Genomic DNA, 17,071 nt, shown 5'->3' on the forward strand with positions numbered 1-17,071 from the left:
TAATCGCCCAACCTAAGCTAATAAAAAGTATAAATATATGCCCTAAAAGTAAATCTTTTAGGACATATGTAATGCTTGTCTCCTTATTTATTAGGAGAAAGAGTAGAATGTAAACTGTCCAACAGTTATAGTTGCATCTGGTTTCTTTGTTATTGTTGTTCCATGGTTTGTATTTTCTACACCAAGGTTTACTAGCTTAGGGCTTTTCCATGCTTTTTTCATTAAAAATCACCTCCTTTAACGTAAATCTAATTCTCAAAATCATTACTATGTTAATAAAAAATATATTAGTATGTTTTAAGAGAAGGAATAGAATGTAAATTGTCCAACAGTTATTGTTGCATCTGGTTTCTTTGTTATTGTTGTTCCATGGTTTGTATTTTCTACACCAAGGTTTACTAGCTTAGGGCTTTTCCATGTCTTTTTCATAAGTCTCCACTCCCTTCAAAAGAATATATTTATTTTAACAGCAAGACTTTTACCCACAGATAAAAGTCCTGCTATTAATTACTAAGAGAATGAGAAGAATGTAAATTGTCCAACAGTTATAGTTCCATCTGGCTTGTTTGTTATTGTTGTTCCATGCATTGTTTTATCCACACCTAGATTTGAAACCTTAGGTGCCTTCCATGACTTTTTCACCATTTATATCCCTCCTGAAAGAATTTATATATATTAACTATGTAGACTTAATTGAATTATTAAATCTATTAGTAAATACCAAATTTAGTTAACATGTACATAATTATTACTTTTTATAAATTTAGAAAATGCCAAAGATATGAAAAGCATTAATACTGTATCTGACTTTTCTTCATCCAAGGAATTCTCAAGTTTAGAAACTTCTTTATTTATCTTAGTAATGTTTAAGTATGGCTTTAGGCTTTCATCTTCAGCTACTTTTTTAAATTCCTTCAATACCTCATTCCATTTAGGTTGAAGTCTGTTTAGCCAGTCAGCACTTTGAAGCCCATAGGCAGTTTTATTCAATCTAACTTTGTCTGGTAATATACCTTCCATGGCTCGTCTTATTAAAATTCTGTTTTCTCCATTTCTAACAAACTGATCACTTGGTAAACTTAAACAAAATTCTATAAGCCTCTTATCTCTTGTTGGATCTCTTAATACAAGACCATAATATAGTGTAAGTTTTGTTTCAATTGTAGCTATGTGATTCATAGGAAGAGGATCAACTAAACTTTTTCGATAAGCATCTATATCAAGAAATTTATCTGTCAAAAGATTAAATCCCCTTTCATCAAATCTACTCTCTACATCCCATTTCTTTATCAATGATGGATTAACTGAAACAGAACTAAATCTATCGCTATCCTTTGACTTATTAGCTATGAAGTTTCTTATTGAAAAGGGAACAGCTGCTTTTGCTACTACCTTAATTATATTTTTTCTAGGTACATTTATGTCTCTACTTAAAAGTTTAATTTCTTTTGCTAAAGTCAATAGCTTTCCCTGTTCAATCAAAGTTTTAAAATGGGTCATAAACTCCCCATTAGATATGGTACTATTACCAAACTGACCATTTAATATTACGCTGCAACCACTTTCAGCTGCTTTTTTTAATATTTCTTTGTACCAGAATATGTTTTGGACAATTTTATAAGGTTGCTCTAATATATCTATTATTTCATCCATATCTGTAATGGAGTCTTTTCCCTCACTTCTACAGTAGTTAACTTCTATATTTCTATATTTATTTGCCTCTGACTCAATATATTCACTCTCATTTACAGTCAATCGCTTTGTATTTTCCTTATCAAAGCCAACCATAGGTATTGAGCTAAAGGCATGTATAACTTTTTCATTCTTTTCAAGTTCTCTTGCTGCAACGCAAGCAACAGAACCAGAATCTAAACCGCCACTTAGCATCATAGCTATTTCACCTGAGGTTCTAAGCCTACAACGTACAGCTTCAAAAAATATCTTTTTAAACTGTTCTATACACTCTTCATCAGATTTAAAGTTCGCTGGTTTAACATCTCTAAGAGGATTCCAATACTGTTCTATTTCTGCCTTCTCATGGTTCACAGTAATGCTATGGCCTGGAAGCAGCTGATATACATCCTTATATATGGTATCAGTAGGCTCAAACTCATGAAGCAACCCATCCAATGCAAGGTAGTCTGTAATCCATCTTTCATTAAACTCTACCTTAGTATCTATTAACTTCAATAAAGGCTTTATAATAGTTGAAAAAGAAAATCTCTTCTTTATATAACTATAATAAAAAGTCCTTTTACCTACATGATCCCGTGCACAAAATAACTCCTTGGTGACTTCATTCCATATAGCAAAGGAAAAATCCCCAATAAGATATTTAGGGCAGTCTTTCCCCCACTTTGAGTAAGCCTTAATAATTAGCTCACTGTCGCTGATTATTTTAAATTTACCTTTATCTAAATTAAGTAGTTCAAAAAGTTCTTCTCTATTATCTATAATGGCATCAGCTGTAATTATTAAATCTCCATCTTTATATTTATTAGGAAGCACCTCATCCTTAGACTCTTCAGTTACCCTTTGTAACCCACATCCCATAAAAACATTATTAGATGATATATAATCTATACAATCAACTTTGTATTTTTCATAGCACTTACTCATACTTTTTCCAAGTTTTTCATCTGACTTACGGTAATCTGTATTTACAAATCCCCAAATAGCACTCATTACTTTATCCTCCACCTGTAAGCTTCATTACATTTTTTTCCATAAGCAAATTATATACAGTTTGCCATTATTTGTAAATATATTTTTCTTTTTATTTACATTTTTTACCTATTTGCCTATAATTATTTATAGACTTACAACTTTTCAATGAAGGAGGATAAATATTGAAAAATTTATTCACAAAAACTATATGGATATTTAAACAAAGCAAATCAGTAATGTTATATTTGATTATAATTATCGCCCTTGGAATCATAAGTTCCTTTGCCAATGTTTATAGGGCCTTAATCACTAAGAACTTAATAGATACTGCTGTAAAAGGATCCTTTTCAGCTATTTATAAGTATCTTATAATCTTAGGAGCTTTAATTATAGGCGATATAGTTCTAAGCTCGGCTATATCCATACTATCAACATATTCCTCGACTAAATTGTCAAACAATCTTCAGAAGAAGCTTTATTCACATATTACCTTTAGTAAGTGGCTTGATACCACTAAGTATCATAGCGGAGACTTGCTTTCAAGACTTACAAACGATGTATCAACCTTAGTTAGTCTATTAGTAACTACACTTCCAAATGTGGTTTCTCTAATGACGTTATTACTTTCATCCTTTTTCATACTTCTATCTTACGAACCAACAGTAGCAATAATAACAATAGTTCTAGCTCCAATATCATTACTTTTTAGTCGAATATATGCGAAGAAGTTAAAAAACATACATCTAAGAACACAGGAAAATGAATCTAGGTATATAAGCTATATGCAAGAATCAGTACAGAAAATATTAATCACCAAGTCCTTCTGCGTAGAAGATGACACCTTAGATAAGTTTAGTAAACTTCAACATAATAAACTAAAACTTTCAGTATCAAAAAGTGGAATTAGCGCCTTTTACAGCGCTTCTATAAACTTAGGATATTGGTTTACTTACTTCATAGTCTTTGCTCTTGGTGCTTATAGACTTTCCTTAGGCTCGTTAACCTTTGGTACTCTTACTGCACTGCTTCAGCTTACAGGTAATGTTCAGATTCCACTTTCAGGACTTGCCAGTTCACTTTCACAGTTTATTACAGCCTATGCATCTACAGAAAGACTTATGGCTATAGAAGACCTAGATCTAGAGTCTATATCTAAAAAACATGATAAATTCGATACATTTTTGCTTCCTATTATCCAATACGATAATGTTTGTTTTGGATATAAAGAAGCTTTACCTATATTGGAAAATGTCTCCTTCACATTGTTCCCAGGTGAAATTGTTGCACTAGTAGGACCATCCGGTGAAGGAAAAACAACCTTAATAAGACTATTACTTTCTCTTATTAGCCCAAAAGAAGGTTCTGCTAAAATAATCTGCAATAATGAAGCCATAGATATTTCTCCACATACCCGTAACAATATTTCTTATGTTCCTCAGGGAAACACTTTATTTTCTGGAACCATAGCAGATAATCTTAGATACGGCTTTCCAGAAGCTACAAATGAAGATATAGAAAGGGCTTTAAAAGCAGCTTGCGCTTGGGACTTTGTAGATAAACTACCACAAAAAACAGACACAATTATTGGAGAGCATGGTAGTGGAGTTTCTGAGGGGCAAGCTCAGCGATTGGTTATAGCAAGAGCATTAATAAGAAGAAAACCTATATTGCTTCTAGATGAAGCAACCTCTGCACTTGATATGGATACAGAGATAAATGTTCTCAAATCAATAAAAACCTTAGACTATCATCCTACTTGCATAATAATTACACACAGACCATCAGCCTTAGCTATATGCAATAGAGTATTAAAATTAGAGGATGGTAATGTACATGAGATAGATATTAATTCTATCGAAGAATCTGCCTTAAGTACTTTGAAATAATTTATAAATAGGAGGATTTACAATGAATACAGCTCAAAAAGCTTTAATAGATTTGTTATCAGCATCAATTCGTAAGAATGAAGTTGATTTATCTTATATAGATGAAATAGACTGGAATGAAGTTTATGAGGAGGCAGATGCACATGCCGTACTTCCACTGATATTTCCAACTGTAAAAAAAATAAGTTCCAGCTGTAACATCAATGGTGAAATTATTAATAAATGGACTAATAATACTATTATGAACGCAGTATGTCAAACTCAGCATATAAATCATATGAAAACTGTCTTTACTGCTTTTAATGAGGCCGGAATACAGGTTGTTGCTCTAAAGGGGTTAATTCTTAGAGACCTTTACCCTAACCCTGAATTCAGAACCATGTCTGATTCTGATATACTAATAAAAAAAGAATATTCAGATCAGGCTGAAAAGCTTCTTAACAACTTAGGGTACTCAAAGTATGGATCTATAGGTAATGAAAGTTGTTTTACTCACCCTAATGCTTTATCAATAGATTTGCACTGGTCACTTAGCGACGAATCTCAATTAAAAAACGTATATCCTTTTGAGAATACAATTTGGCAAAACCTTAGAAAATACAATTTCAACGGTATAGAAGTCCAAGCTCTTTCACTGGAATATGAACTTATTCACCTCTTTGTCCATATAGCTTCTCATATGATAAAATCTGGCTTTGGATTAAGACAACTATGTGACATATTTGTGTTTATAGATAAAAATAGGAACCAAATAGATTGGAACTTAATTTATAGCTTAGCGGATATATGTAAACTAAATAAACTCATCAATATTATTCTATGTTTATGCCATAGTTTATTTGATTTAGATCTACCAAGTGCTTATAGTAAAACTTATCACCAAACAGACAAGTATATGGGAATCTTGATTAATGAGGTTTTTCAGAGTGGGGTTTATGGAAAACGGGATGAAGTTAGAATATCAAGTTCTAGATTACTTTCTAATACATTGAAAGTAGAAAAGAATACAAATAAATTCAAGGTCATATTAAGATATTTATTTCCTAGTGTACGTTTGTTAGACAAAAGATACTCATATGCCTCAAAGTATCCCTTCTTATTAATTTTTGCTTGGATTCATAGATTATTCTACGAGCTGATTTTTAATATATTTAAATTAGAAGAGCTATTTAAAATTGGATCAATATCCTCTTTAGTTGAAAGTAGATATGACTTAATTAAATGGCTGCAATTATGATAATGACAACTGTTTATTTAGGAGTCTATAATATCTAAATAACAAAAAGGTGAAGTTTCCTAAATTTAAGAAGCTTCACCTTTTTAAATAAAAGTACATATACTAATTCAGGTTATACGAAAATCATCTACTTATAAAACTGATAATTACCACCCTACACTTGGCAACTGTTCATAAGAAAGTACTTTAATAAAGAAAACTTCTCCACCACTAGCAGCGGAATGACTAATCATAATCTTTTCTCCATATTGTACTTCAGTAACCTTACTTATAGTTACTGATCTTGCAAGTGAGTTCATAGGAACTAAATCAAACACCCTGTGCATATTGTTACCATTTTTATAAACAGAGCTATCATTATTTCCTAAGCTGTTATTAGACAAATTAATAATGCTTTGAACCCCAGCAGTAAGAGTAATACTAAAATTATCTACAACTTTACTTGTTGTTGCACCATCTGAACTTACCATTATGCCAGTTACTGAACCAATAGAACCACCAACGGGAAGTTTTATATAATTCTTTCTTATACTATCATTACTTCCTATAAAGTATACAACTCTCTCAATTCTTGCCTTATAACCACTTCCTAAATCTATAAGATAATTGTTAACAGTATTGGCTATTAGGCTAGAGTCATTCCTGGTAGTATAAAGCATCTGAATGTAGATATTAACATTAGGCGCAGTAGATAATACACTTGGCGAATCATTAGATATAATTTCATTAATATATAGCTCTTTTGAGTAGTTACCCTTAATGTAATAATTTCCTGACTTGTTAATAATCAATTGATTTATATAACAACATTCACCATTATTACTATCAGCGTAACTTCCATTGTCTAATATCAATTGATTTATATAGCATTTCTTAGCTTGTTGGTAAAAAAAAGTGTGACTGAAGTACATTTTCCCTATATTTATATTATCAGGACTTCCCTTAGCTGTGCCTGAATAGTCTTGAATCTTAAAAGCTAAGTAGTATGAATAACATTCATCTATAGTAATATTATTGCATCCATTAGCTAAGGTTACGCTTCCTATATTATAATTATTTATACTATTTATATCAAAGTTAGATGGGATATATTTAGGATCTAGAGTTTGATATATTCTATGAAACCTTATATTCTCAGCAATAACATATATGGTATTACCAGGAACATAAGATTGATATATATTACTATTATTATGAATTTCTACATCTTCTACATATCCATATCTAGTATTGTCTCCCCAACCAATCCTAAGAGAATTACCAATGACATTATTTATTTTAGTCTTTCCATTAAGTTTAAAGTTTCTACTATTACATATATATACTCCATAGCCAAACACATTTTGCACAGTTATATTATCTAACACTAAGTTCTCAGTGTTATTAAATTCCATTGCTATAACATCATAATTTCCTACATGACTGGGGTCAAAATTTAAATAGGTAACATTTTGATCAAAAACTCCATTTCTTAATATTATATTCTTATTTCCTATGTCTGTATTGCTAGCTAACTTATTTCCAATTATATTCACTGGAATAGCATAACCAGTAGACATGTCTAATTGACAAGATATGATACAATAATTGAAATCTATCTCTATATTACTTCCAACTAAAATAGAATATCTTCTATTATAAGGACCACTATGCCACGTTTGAATTGCCCTAGAACCAGCCATGCTTACTTTAATAGTTTTACCATATGGAAACTTAATAAATCCGCCACCAATCGACTCAACATAATTGATTGTATTCTGAATCGCAATTGTGTCATCCGTAACCCCATCACATTTAGCACCAAAGTCTCTTATATCAAAAATCATAGTATTAGTTTGAATAGTATTATTTGCTGAATTTAAATTATATTTTTGCGGTCTGGAAGAAATCCTATTTATAATAGATTTTAAAATTTTTATCACCTCTTAAAATTAATTAAAGCCACATTAGAATATGAGAAGCAAACTTATAATATTTTACTTATTGCCATTCCATACTCAATTTTACCTATAAATTCTATATATGTTCTTTTAAGAAGTATTCTAACTAATAAAGCCAATACTATAATATATATATATGATTAATATTATTGGTATGTGCCAATATAATTAATCTTAAAATTACTTGATATAATCTTTAGTAAATTTCATTAGGATTATTTCATCCCAAGCATGAACTTTAACTTTGTATTTCTAATAATATAATCAGCTAATGTAAGTACTATAAGAATGATAAATAAAGATAAGCTTGTCTTTAATATTTTTAAAGAGAACGAAAGATTCTCTGATTGAAAAACATTAAGGGTCTTATATACCTCATTTACAATTGGCATTATTATAGTTTGATGCCAAGCAAAATACACTAATGAATTTGCCCCTATATATTTTATAAATTTAATATCAAACGAAGATGATATGATAACTATACAAACTATTCCTCCAAAGGCAGAAAGATATGTGAGTGGTGCAAAGCCATAACTACTTCTAAACATTTCAAGTCCACCACCATCTATTTTATGTGCCAACATTCCACAAAATAAATTAATAAATAAAAATATAATGAAACAAATAAGTTTTCGTTCCTTCTTTAATACAATATTTTGAATATAATGTTCATTTTTAAATAAGTAGCCAGCATAAAAGAATGGTATTGCAGTTAAACAAACATCTATATTCCATATCAACGGAACTCCGATAAATTTATAGTATAGTACCCCTAAGATCATTAAAGTAATAGTAGCTGCACCAACCTTTTTATAATTATTGTTAAGTCTCTTAACCAATAAATAGAATAAGATATTTAACCAAAAAAGACATGCCATAAACCACAAAGTCCAAAGACGTTCCTGCATTAAGAACTTTACTACAAGTAAACCATAGTCATTGATATTTCTATTATTCTCATTATACATTTTAAAAAACGTAAAAATTATCATAGGAATTCCTAACATTATATAAGGAATTATTATAGTTTTTATTTTTCTTTTAATAAAATTTTTTAAATTATATTTATTAGCTGAAAAAACACATCCGGATAGGAAAAAAAATAAAGGAATATGAAAAGTATATATCTCTGACTTCAAGAATGATGCCCCTATATGCCCAAGTATAACAAATAAAATTCCATAACCTTTAGCAATATCTATCCATGTTACTCTTGAGTATGAACTAGTATATATTTTTTTATCGTTATATTTTTTATTAATAGTTTGATACATCTATCTTTCTCCTACTATTATTTTACTTATTAGAAATATTTAGATTTATAACATGTCCTACACTTAATACCTTATTTGAACTTGAACGTGATAAAACATCTCCCTTTTGACTTCCATTAGCAAAACTACCATCTAATTTATACGTAATAGTATTTATTTTCATAAACTCACATTGAATATCTAACAATTTTAGATAAGAATCTTTATAAACGCCCGTATCCCATTTCACATTTGCCTGATTGATAAATACAGTATCAGAACCGCCATTCGCTTGAAATGCAGCATGACTATTTAACATATTTAAATTGTAAACTAGAAGCTTTTTAGGAAGCGCCCCTTTTACCACAAAGAAACAATTATCTAAATATACATAACCTAACTCCGTATACTTACCATTATTAACCCAAAATGCCCCCAAGTTTTTACACGACATTTTTCTAATCTTAACCTTATCCCCCATTAAGTAAAATATTGGAGTACTTTTTATACCTTCGGTAATCAGATTATTAATATTAATATTAGTTGGTTGACCTTTTCCATCAGTTGTATAATCTTGTATCTTGAAACCAGTATCATAACTTAATATATTATTAAAATAAATATTTTCTGCATTATTGCTTATATTAACACTGCCAACATATGCTTTTGGATCGTTAGTTAATTGTTTATATTCACCAAAATAGATATTAATTCCTGAATTAATATACAAGGTATTGCCAGGAGTATATCTATGTTCTTTATTATATAACCTGTTTGAAGAGTTCTCACATATTAGCTGATTAATAAAAACATGTTCTACAGTAAAGATATCCCATCCTATTCTCATGTTACAACCTATACAGTTTTTTATATGAACCTTATTTTTCAACTCTACGTTGATCGCTTTAATTATTCTAAGACCATAACTATAAGAATTAAGTATTTCAACATTATCTAATACTAATCCATCAACATTTTGTAAACAAGCTGCACAGGAATCTAAATCATTTCCATTGAACTTATCAATATTAACATTCTGGTTTAAAATAACATTTCTTATTTCTATATTATTATCTTTCTGCAAATCAATACTAGCATTTTTATTTTCTATAATATTTATTGTGTCATTATTTGATTTATCAGCAAGTAATGTACATCCGTTAAAATCTATCACTGTATTACTTGGTATTAGTAATGCATAGGCCCTTTTATATTTTATTTTAGTATTCCATGTCCATATAGATCTGTAGCCAGCTTTGCTAATTCTTAAAACTTTATTAGCTGGAAATATCACCTTACCTCCACCTAAGCTTTCACAGTAATCTAAAGCAGCTTGTATATGTGGTGTATCATTAGCAACACCATCTCCTACCACACCAAAGTCAGTTACATCAATAATATTGCTTTTATCAGTTGCTTTATCTTTCATCTTAAGTCCACTCAATTTAAGCCCAACACTTGGATCTTCTAGATTCTTAAGCTCACTAAGTTCAGAAGATTCTCTAGAATTGTTAAATATACTTTCATTGCCAACTTCATTTATTAGTATATTACCTTCTGAGCAAAATGCTATAATTATAAAGAATACAATAGCCATGAAAACTATTATACGACCTTTAATAAATTTCATTTCTCCCCCTTATCTAAAACATTTATTAAGCTGCCACCTTCAACTTTTTCCTAATTATATTCTTTTTTATAATTGCTATTACTTCACGACTTTCATTAAAGCTTCTAAATATACAAACATAAACTACCCCAACAATACATTCTGTAATTATGCCCCCTAATATAAACTTAAAAACTGGTTGTTTAATGTTTATTAAACTATAAATAAACTTAGAGGCTAGGATCATAAAAGCTGTTGCTACAATATAAACTATATTTTTAATCCAATACCGATTAAATCTCTTTAGTTCTAAGTTAAAGCAAGCTTTATAGACTATAATGCTACGGCCTATCCAAAAGATTATTTGACTAACTACAGTTCCGATTAAAACTCCTTCTATTCCTATTAACTTTGCCAGTATAATGGAAACTATTATATTAACTGCAGCTCCAACAATCGCAATATTTCTATCATGTTTAAATAAGCCCATTCCATTTATATAATCACAACAAGCACTATGAACAAGGTGAATGAATAAATCAGCCACTAAAAGTATCACAATTATTTTAGGCATAATATATATCCTTCCAACCCACATTGAAACAAAATCATCTATCAATACAGTAGTTGGAACGATAAGCATTATTGCTATAATAAATCTTACATGGGTATATACCGAAAATATATGCTCTTTATCATTCTTAGAATTCTCACTGGTCAGGTGATTACCTATGATTGGAGCAATAGGATTAAGTATGCTATTTGTTATTGCTTTAAGATTGTATGTTATTGTAGTATAATTCACAAGATATCCTACTGATACAGTACTCACTACAGTGGAAATTACAAGGTTATCTGTAGAAGTATAAATATATCCTGCTACTTTGCCTACAAATACATTTTTTACATTTGACCATATCCCTTGCAAAATACTCTTATCTATCTTTTCGCTATGTAAATAAGGATATATCCTAATACATGCAATATTGACTATCATATTTGATATAAAAACTTGCAATAATTTAAGTACGAGATAGATCAAATAATTTTTAAATACAGCTAATGATATTATTTGTAATATGTTAAATACAACATTTGCTATTAGGTCAATTATTTGTGAAATATAATTTTTTTGATCTGCATATAATAAAGTTCTTTTGTATGCTAAAAAATAAGAACAAACTGATGCAGATGACTGCAAAAGAAAGAATATATATATATATTTATTTATATCAACATTAGTAAGAATCTTAGGTATAAATGGAAGAAATGCAATTGAAGCCACAATAAAAAAAATTCCTATAGCTCTATATACAAATTTAAAAACATTTACTATTTTATTAATCTCAGATTTATCATTGCTATTAAGTGGAGAATATAAGCTATAAACTATAGCTGTCTGAAATCCAAGTTCAGCTAAGGAGAAAGCTGCAAGCACAGAAGAAAAGGTGCTATTTATACCTAATAAACCGATACCAATGCTCTTAATAAACACCATTCTTGCAACAAACTGAAATATCATAGAAACAATCTGACTTACTATTCCTACTCCACTATTTAGAAATATTACTCTTTTATTACTCATTTTATCTCCTAACATAATTTTATTAGATTAATCACGTACATTTAATTTGGCACGTAATATACACTTATTTTATTAGAAATCAGCTTAATGATTTTTCAAAACTTGTTAGTTGATTATTATTCTGATTAAGTCCTTTAGAAAGGATTACCTTGGTATCATAAACTTCATTACGTCCATATTTAGCAATCTGAGCACAGGTGCAAACCATAGAAAGATTACCAATAATCCCATTACAGTGAGATAAAGTAACCATATCTCTAATTACTTCAACACCAAGCATATGTTTACTATTTTTAGAATTTTGGTTTATCATTGATACTGATACTTCCCCATCAGATCTACTAACATCTTTATAAAATAACAACTTCTCACCATATAACTCAGAAAATTTTTCTATAACACTGGAATCATCTGTAGCTAAAAATATAGCTTCATATAATCCACTATCAAATGCTTTATTAACTTCCAAAGCATATTCATCCGGCGTAATATATGTTGGATGACCATTAAACATTTTTTTATAGTCTGTCCCTCTAATATGTACGCCTAATACCTTTTTTTCATTAATAATGCTTTTAACTTGTTCATTAATTTCCTCTTCAATTCTTGGTATAAGTTTTATATACTTACTATTAATATTGCCAAGAATCTTTAACTTTTCATCTGTATCCACATAATATGTTCCATTATTTTCACCATCATTTACTAAATTTTTATGATAATAACAAGCTTTAACAACATTTTGCGATACAAATACATCATCAATTGATAGATTGGAATATTGAATAAAATATTCCTCGAAGGGATTACTATCCTCCCTTATATCATCGGAATAAAGCCATCCTGATGGGAACTTAACCAGGGGTATCATGTTATATCTATCTGCAAAAACTAAGTGTTCAAGCAGGTTTTTGTATACTGCAAAGAAACCAGACTTAGGGTTATCAATTTCTATATAATAGATAATAATATCTGAATTTTTGTTTCCATATGAATCTATTTTAATAATTCCTGGATTATCATGCCATGCTAGTACATCTTCCCTAAATTCAGAGTTTCTATAATACCGAATTACTCTTTGTATATAATCTAGTTTTGGATGAGAATCTAAAAACTCTCTAATAACTTTATTCAATTTTGACTCACCTCACTCATAGTAATTTCATATGAAGCTTTATTCAAAATTTTTATAACAGTATCAATTAACAAACTATTATATGCTTCCCAGGTCATTTTACTTGCAGTTTCTCTTGCATTTTCACTCATATAAGAAATACAGTCAGGGTTGCTTATAATTTTCTTAATACATTTAATTAAAGCCTCATCATCTGTTGCAGGAAATACATATCCATTGAATCCGTTAATTATATCATCATTTCCACCTGAATGGTCTGAACATATAATTGGCATTCCACAACTTTGAGCTTCTAACATAACCAAAGCATACCCCTCACATAAGCTAGGAAATATAAAAAAATCAGACTCTCTATACTGCTCAAATAAAACATCATGGGTTAAAAATCCAAGGAATCTAACGTTATCTAATTTACTTCCTCGCTTGTACAAGCATGAATTAGTATCATATTTACCCACTAAGTTAATGTCAACAACATCTGGTCCTAGTATTTCAGCAATGTTTAACAAATGATGAATTCCTTTTCTATATATAATTCCACCTACATATAATAGTTTTAGAGGTTTATGAATTGTTTGCTTCTTTACATATGAAAACTGATCAGTATTTACACCATAAGGAACAACCGAAATTCTATTGTCTTCTACACCACTAAATATCAAACTTTCTTTTACAATTTGAGAAGGGACAAGAAAATGAGATGCCAAATCAATTTCATTCTTTACTCTATTGAGACTACTTTCTTCCCATACGTCGAGGTTTTCACTATAAACCCCAGTCTCTCCTGTTTTATTTACATCTCTTTGAAAAACATCTTTTGCATAAATTCTATTTGCTATTGACACATCTAAAATTCTTTTTATATGTGGAGCTTTTGCTTTTAGATATTCAAAAAGGGCTAGTGAATTATAATCATAAGAGATAACAGCATCAACATTATTCTTTATAGCATACTTTGCAACCTTTTTTCCAAATCTGTCATTTAACCAATTATTCCACCAATATTTATACTTTGATAAAAACTTGAGCCTAGGTAGAAATATATTAATAAGTCCATAAAGTTCAAAAAACTGATATACCTTTGAATCAGGTAGTGTATCAGACCTTCTAGATTTAGCCTTCTTTTTATCACTCCCAGTTAAAAGTTTGTTAGCAAAGTGCGTTATACTTCCAGGTTTGTCATATACAGTAGTTATATAATTAAATAGCATTCCTTTTTCATATAATGCAGTTGCAGTTTTGAAAGAATGCTGCTTACCAGGATGAGCAACAATTACTTTATACTTATTATCTTCTTGCATATTTAAGACCTCACTAATCTTTTTATTTTTACTGAAAATATTGTTAGTAATGTAATTGCCATATCACTTTTATAAAAAGAAAGATATGCATATATTTTATTAATTTTACTAAAATTAGCTTTCTTAATTAGCGAACGAGAACATTCAGAATTTATTAGATTTATAATTTCTTTAGCCTGACTACGGCAAAGATCAAAACCTTCATATAATAGTTGCAGGTAAGCCAGAGAAACTACATATGATTTTAACTTTGATATTTTTAACAGCTCGTCATCATATTCTTTATATTTATTAGAAGAACGTACTATTTCATGCTTGTACCGCTCAACTCTAACCTGTAAATCAAAATAATTTTTACGAACTTTTGCACCTGCACCAGCTTCATAACAATCGTAATGTAAAAGAGGTCTATTAATATATGAACATATGCTAGCAAAAGATAAATATCTCAAAATAAATAAATAATCTTCTGCGTATGGAAGCCCTTCTATGAAACTTATTTTATTTTCAACTATTATATCCAGTCGATATAGCTTTCCCCAAGGAGCACACCCATATCTATTCAAAATATAAAACCTATATAGCTCATCTGCATCAAAATAAACATTCCAATCTCTATTTAAGCTATCTATCCTAGTTCCAAAATTACCCTCAACATACCAATCCGAAAAACAATAATCTGAATTTGTTTTTATCATCATTGATATCATATTTTCAATACAATCTTCTTCAATCCAATCATCAGCATCAAGAAAAAAAACAAACTTCCCAGATGAACTATCAATTCCTTTATTTCTAGCAGCACTTACGCCTTTGTTTTCTTGCCTTATATATATAATTTGCTTATTGTCTTGCCATAAATTATTTATTATTGATCCACTTTTATCATTACTTCCATCATCAATTACGATTATTTCTATATATTTATAGGTTTGACTTATCACACTTGCTATACATCTCTCTATTGATTTTTCAGCGTTATATACCGGTACAATTACTGATACTATTTCCTTCATAATTACATTCTCCACTTCTCACTCTACTCTTAAAATACTTATACATAAATGATATACACAAGAATATAAATATAGGATCCCAAACCATGTCTGTAACATATCCCCTAGTATATCTCATAAGATAATATAAGAATGAACACCACATAGCAAACTTAGTAGGATTATATAACACATTTTCTATTCTCTCTTCATAAAGCAAAACTAGTTTGGCAAATACTAATACAAAAATTAATGTAAACCACCCAAAGTTCCACCACCACTCAGCTATACAGGATCCTCCCATACTAACTACAGTATCATTTATATATTTTCCTCTCTGTGGCTGAGCTAGATATTCTGCAAATACCGAGTATTTAGCAAGCGGCATAACAACATTTAATTTTAACCCAGTATTTAAGATTGAAAAAATAACCCCGAATATATAAGTAATACCAAACAAGTAAGTACCTGTTTTGGGTACTGCAAGCTGCATCTGAATAACAGACTTAATAGTTCCCCCCATCTCCAGCATCAAGTCACTAATAGGGCTAGTTTCTTTAATAACAGCTTTTAGTTGAATCCAAAAATTCGCATCAACACTCATGCTTCTAGTTTTTGTTACTATAGTAACTATATATATTCCTAAATAAACTATTACTATATTAAAGATCCTTATTTTAGGTTTAAAATAATAGAAATATATAATCAGTATTGGAACTATAGTCTGTATTGTATTACCCTTTCTACCTGTAAAAAACATAAACGCTATATAATATATTAATGTTGGTATCATAACCCTTAAGCATTTCTTCTTATCATTTTTGTAACTAGCCATTAAAAGTAAAATACTTGGTAAAAACATCTTTGTAAACCAACCTAAAGGAATACCATGAAATGAAGTATCCGCAGACATAGTTCCAGTATATCCATCAGCTATCTTTGCTGATATCTGGACATAATTACTATACAAAGTTGGTAGTAAGGAAAGCAAAAAAAGGGTTATACCTACCTTTCTACAAATCTCAGCTTCAAAAGCACTATCAATATCTTTATCTAACCTTAACTTTCTATTTTTCTTAGAAGATACTATCAGACCAAAAACATAAAAGATTATTACCATATTAGAAAAAAATAAGGCATTACAGGAATTCTGCTCTCCATATCTATAAAGCATAATATATTTATTGTATTCATGTAGATTAAATCCCATGACGATAACAAGAGAAATATGAAATAGCCAAAGACTTAATAAAACAAAGAACTTAGGAGAAACAACTGCAAACCTCATACACTTCCAAACAACGATATAATAAACAACTAGAATTGTAGAAAAAATAGCCATCCTGTATTCCCATCCGTTACTTACCTTATTCAAATCTGTAAATATATATGCCCATCCAAAGATTAGTGCACTTAAACCTATTAATATTAAATTAAATTTACCAATCATAATCTTCATA

Annotated in this window: 14 protein-coding genes; 2 read left to right on the forward strand and 12 right to left on the reverse strand. The window is 29.6% G+C overall.

What is annotated here, in order from left to right; genetic code table 11:
• Positions 1 to 90 precede the first annotated feature (90 nt).
• The 4 genes from C1I91_RS29500 to C1I91_RS25490 all read right to left on the reverse strand — a co-directional run bounded on the left by C1I91_RS29500 (position 91) and on the right by C1I91_RS25490 (position 2,685).
• Entirely contained in the window at positions 91 to 222 is a 132-nt protein-coding gene (locus tag C1I91_RS29500; protein WP_275051638.1) for a hypothetical protein, read from the reverse strand.
• Positions 223 to 297: 75 nt separating this feature from the next.
• A complete protein-coding gene (locus C1I91_RS29505; protein ID WP_275051639.1) occupies positions 298 to 429 on the reverse strand; it encodes a hypothetical protein in 132 nt (43 codons plus the stop codon).
• Positions 430 to 510: 81 nt separating this feature from the next.
• Positions 511 to 645 (reverse strand): hypothetical protein, encoded by a 135-nt coding sequence (locus tag C1I91_RS29510; protein ID WP_275051640.1) that lies wholly within the window; start codon positions 643 to 645, stop codon positions 511 to 513.
• An 81-nt stretch (positions 646 to 726) separates the two neighbouring features.
• Positions 727 to 2,685, reverse strand: coding sequence for an asparagine synthase-related protein (locus tag C1I91_RS25490; protein ID WP_128215435.1), 1,959 nt, complete (start codon positions 2,683 to 2,685; stop codon positions 727 to 729).
• Between the two features lie 164 nt (positions 2,686 to 2,849).
• Here C1I91_RS25490 and C1I91_RS25495 point away from each other — a divergent pair, with 164 nt between their 5' ends.
• On the forward strand, positions 2,850 to 4,553 hold the full coding sequence (locus C1I91_RS25495; RefSeq protein ID WP_128215436.1) for an ABC transporter ATP-binding protein: 1,704 nt from the start codon (positions 2,850 to 2,852) through the stop codon (positions 4,551 to 4,553).
• Positions 4,554 to 4,575: 22 nt separating this feature from the next.
• Positions 4,576 to 5,790, forward strand: a complete 1,215-nt coding sequence (locus C1I91_RS25500) for a nucleotidyltransferase domain-containing protein (RefSeq protein WP_128215437.1) — start codon at positions 4,576 to 4,578, stop codon at positions 5,788 to 5,790.
• Between the two features lie 146 nt (positions 5,791 to 5,936).
• Here C1I91_RS25500 and C1I91_RS25505 read toward each other — a convergent pair whose 3' ends face one another.
• The 8 genes from C1I91_RS25505 to wzy form a co-directional block, all read right to left on the reverse strand.
• On the reverse strand, positions 5,937 to 7,616 hold the full coding sequence (locus C1I91_RS25505; RefSeq protein ID WP_128215438.1) for a glycosyl hydrolase family 28-related protein: 1,680 nt from the start codon (positions 7,614 to 7,616) through the stop codon (positions 5,937 to 5,939).
• 329 nt (positions 7,617 to 7,945) lie between these two features.
• Positions 7,946 to 9,007 (reverse strand): acyltransferase family protein, encoded by a 1,062-nt coding sequence (locus C1I91_RS25510; protein WP_128215439.1) that lies wholly within the window; start codon positions 9,005 to 9,007, stop codon positions 7,946 to 7,948.
• Between the two features lie 22 nt (positions 9,008 to 9,029).
• Positions 9,030 to 10,616, reverse strand: a complete 1,587-nt coding sequence (locus tag C1I91_RS25515) for a glycoside hydrolase family protein (protein WP_128215440.1) — start codon at positions 10,614 to 10,616, stop codon at positions 9,030 to 9,032.
• Positions 10,617 to 10,641: 25 nt separating this feature from the next.
• Positions 10,642 to 12,180, reverse strand: coding sequence for a polysaccharide biosynthesis C-terminal domain-containing protein (locus C1I91_RS25520; protein ID WP_164880662.1), 1,539 nt, complete (start codon positions 12,178 to 12,180; stop codon positions 10,642 to 10,644).
• 79 nt (positions 12,181 to 12,259) lie between these two features.
• The gene (locus tag C1I91_RS25525) at positions 12,260 to 13,315 is read right to left on the reverse strand and encodes an O-fucosyltransferase family protein (RefSeq protein WP_128215442.1); all 1,056 of its coding nucleotides are present in this window, start codon (positions 13,313 to 13,315) and stop codon (positions 12,260 to 12,262) included.
• A complete protein-coding gene (locus C1I91_RS25530) occupies positions 13,312 to 14,616 on the reverse strand; it encodes a glycosyltransferase family 4 protein (RefSeq protein ID WP_128215443.1) in 1,305 nt (434 codons plus the stop codon). Before C1I91_RS25530 ends, C1I91_RS25525 begins: the two co-directional genes overlap by 4 nt.
• A 2-nt stretch (positions 14,617 to 14,618) precedes the next feature.
• Positions 14,619 to 15,632, reverse strand: coding sequence for a glycosyltransferase family 2 protein (locus C1I91_RS25535; protein ID WP_128215444.1), 1,014 nt, complete (start codon positions 15,630 to 15,632; stop codon positions 14,619 to 14,621).
• On the reverse strand, positions 15,595 to 17,070 hold the full coding sequence (gene wzy / locus C1I91_RS25540; protein ID WP_164880663.1) for an O-antigen polysaccharide polymerase Wzy: 1,476 nt from the start codon (positions 17,068 to 17,070) through the stop codon (positions 15,595 to 15,597). The genes C1I91_RS25535 and wzy overlap by 38 nt, the downstream gene beginning before the upstream one ends.
• Position 17,071 lies beyond the last annotated feature (1 nt).

Origin of the sequence: Clostridium manihotivorum (assembly GCF_004015185.1) — a bacterium.
GTDB lineage: Bacteria > Bacillota > Clostridia > Clostridiales > Clostridiaceae > Clostridium_AR > Clostridium_AR manihotivorum.

Excerpts from the sequence above, each read along its gene's own strand:
- C1I91_RS29500 (WP_275051638.1), bottom strand. The coding sequence starts at position 222 with ATGAAAAAAGCATGGAAAAGCCCTAAGCTAGTAAACCTTGGTGTAGAA.
- C1I91_RS25535 (WP_128215444.1), bottom strand. The coding sequence starts at position 15,632 with ATGAAGGAAATAGTATCAGTAATTGTACCGGTATATAACGCTGAAAAA.
- C1I91_RS29510 (WP_275051640.1), bottom strand. The coding sequence starts at position 645 with ATGGTGAAAAAGTCATGGAAGGCACCTAAGGTTTCAAATCTAGGTGTG.
- C1I91_RS25520 (WP_164880662.1), bottom strand. The coding sequence starts at position 12,180 with ATGAGTAATAAAAGAGTAATATTTCTAAATAGTGGAGTAGGAATAGTA.
- C1I91_RS25515 (WP_128215440.1), bottom strand. The coding sequence starts at position 10,616 with ATGAAATTTATTAAAGGTCGTATAATAGTTTTCATGGCTATTGTATTC.
- C1I91_RS25510 (WP_128215439.1), bottom strand. The coding sequence starts at position 9,007 with ATGTATCAAACTATTAATAAAAAATATAACGATAAAAAAATATATACT.
- C1I91_RS29505 (WP_275051639.1), bottom strand. The coding sequence starts at position 429 with ATGAAAAAGACATGGAAAAGCCCTAAGCTAGTAAACCTTGGTGTAGAA.
- wzy (WP_164880663.1), bottom strand. The coding sequence starts at position 17,070 with ATGAAGATTATGATTGGTAAATTTAATTTAATATTAATAGGTTTAAGT.
- C1I91_RS25500 (WP_128215437.1), top strand. The coding sequence starts at position 4,576 with ATGAATACAGCTCAAAAAGCTTTAATAGATTTGTTATCAGCATCAATT.
- C1I91_RS25505 (WP_128215438.1), bottom strand. The coding sequence starts at position 7,616 with ATGATTTTTGATATAAGAGACTTTGGTGCTAAATGTGATGGGGTTACG.
- C1I91_RS25490 (WP_128215435.1), bottom strand. The coding sequence starts at position 2,685 with ATGAGTGCTATTTGGGGATTTGTAAATACAGATTACCGTAAGTCAGAT.
- C1I91_RS25530 (WP_128215443.1), bottom strand. The coding sequence starts at position 14,616 with ATGCAAGAAGATAATAAGTATAAAGTAATTGTTGCTCATCCTGGTAAG.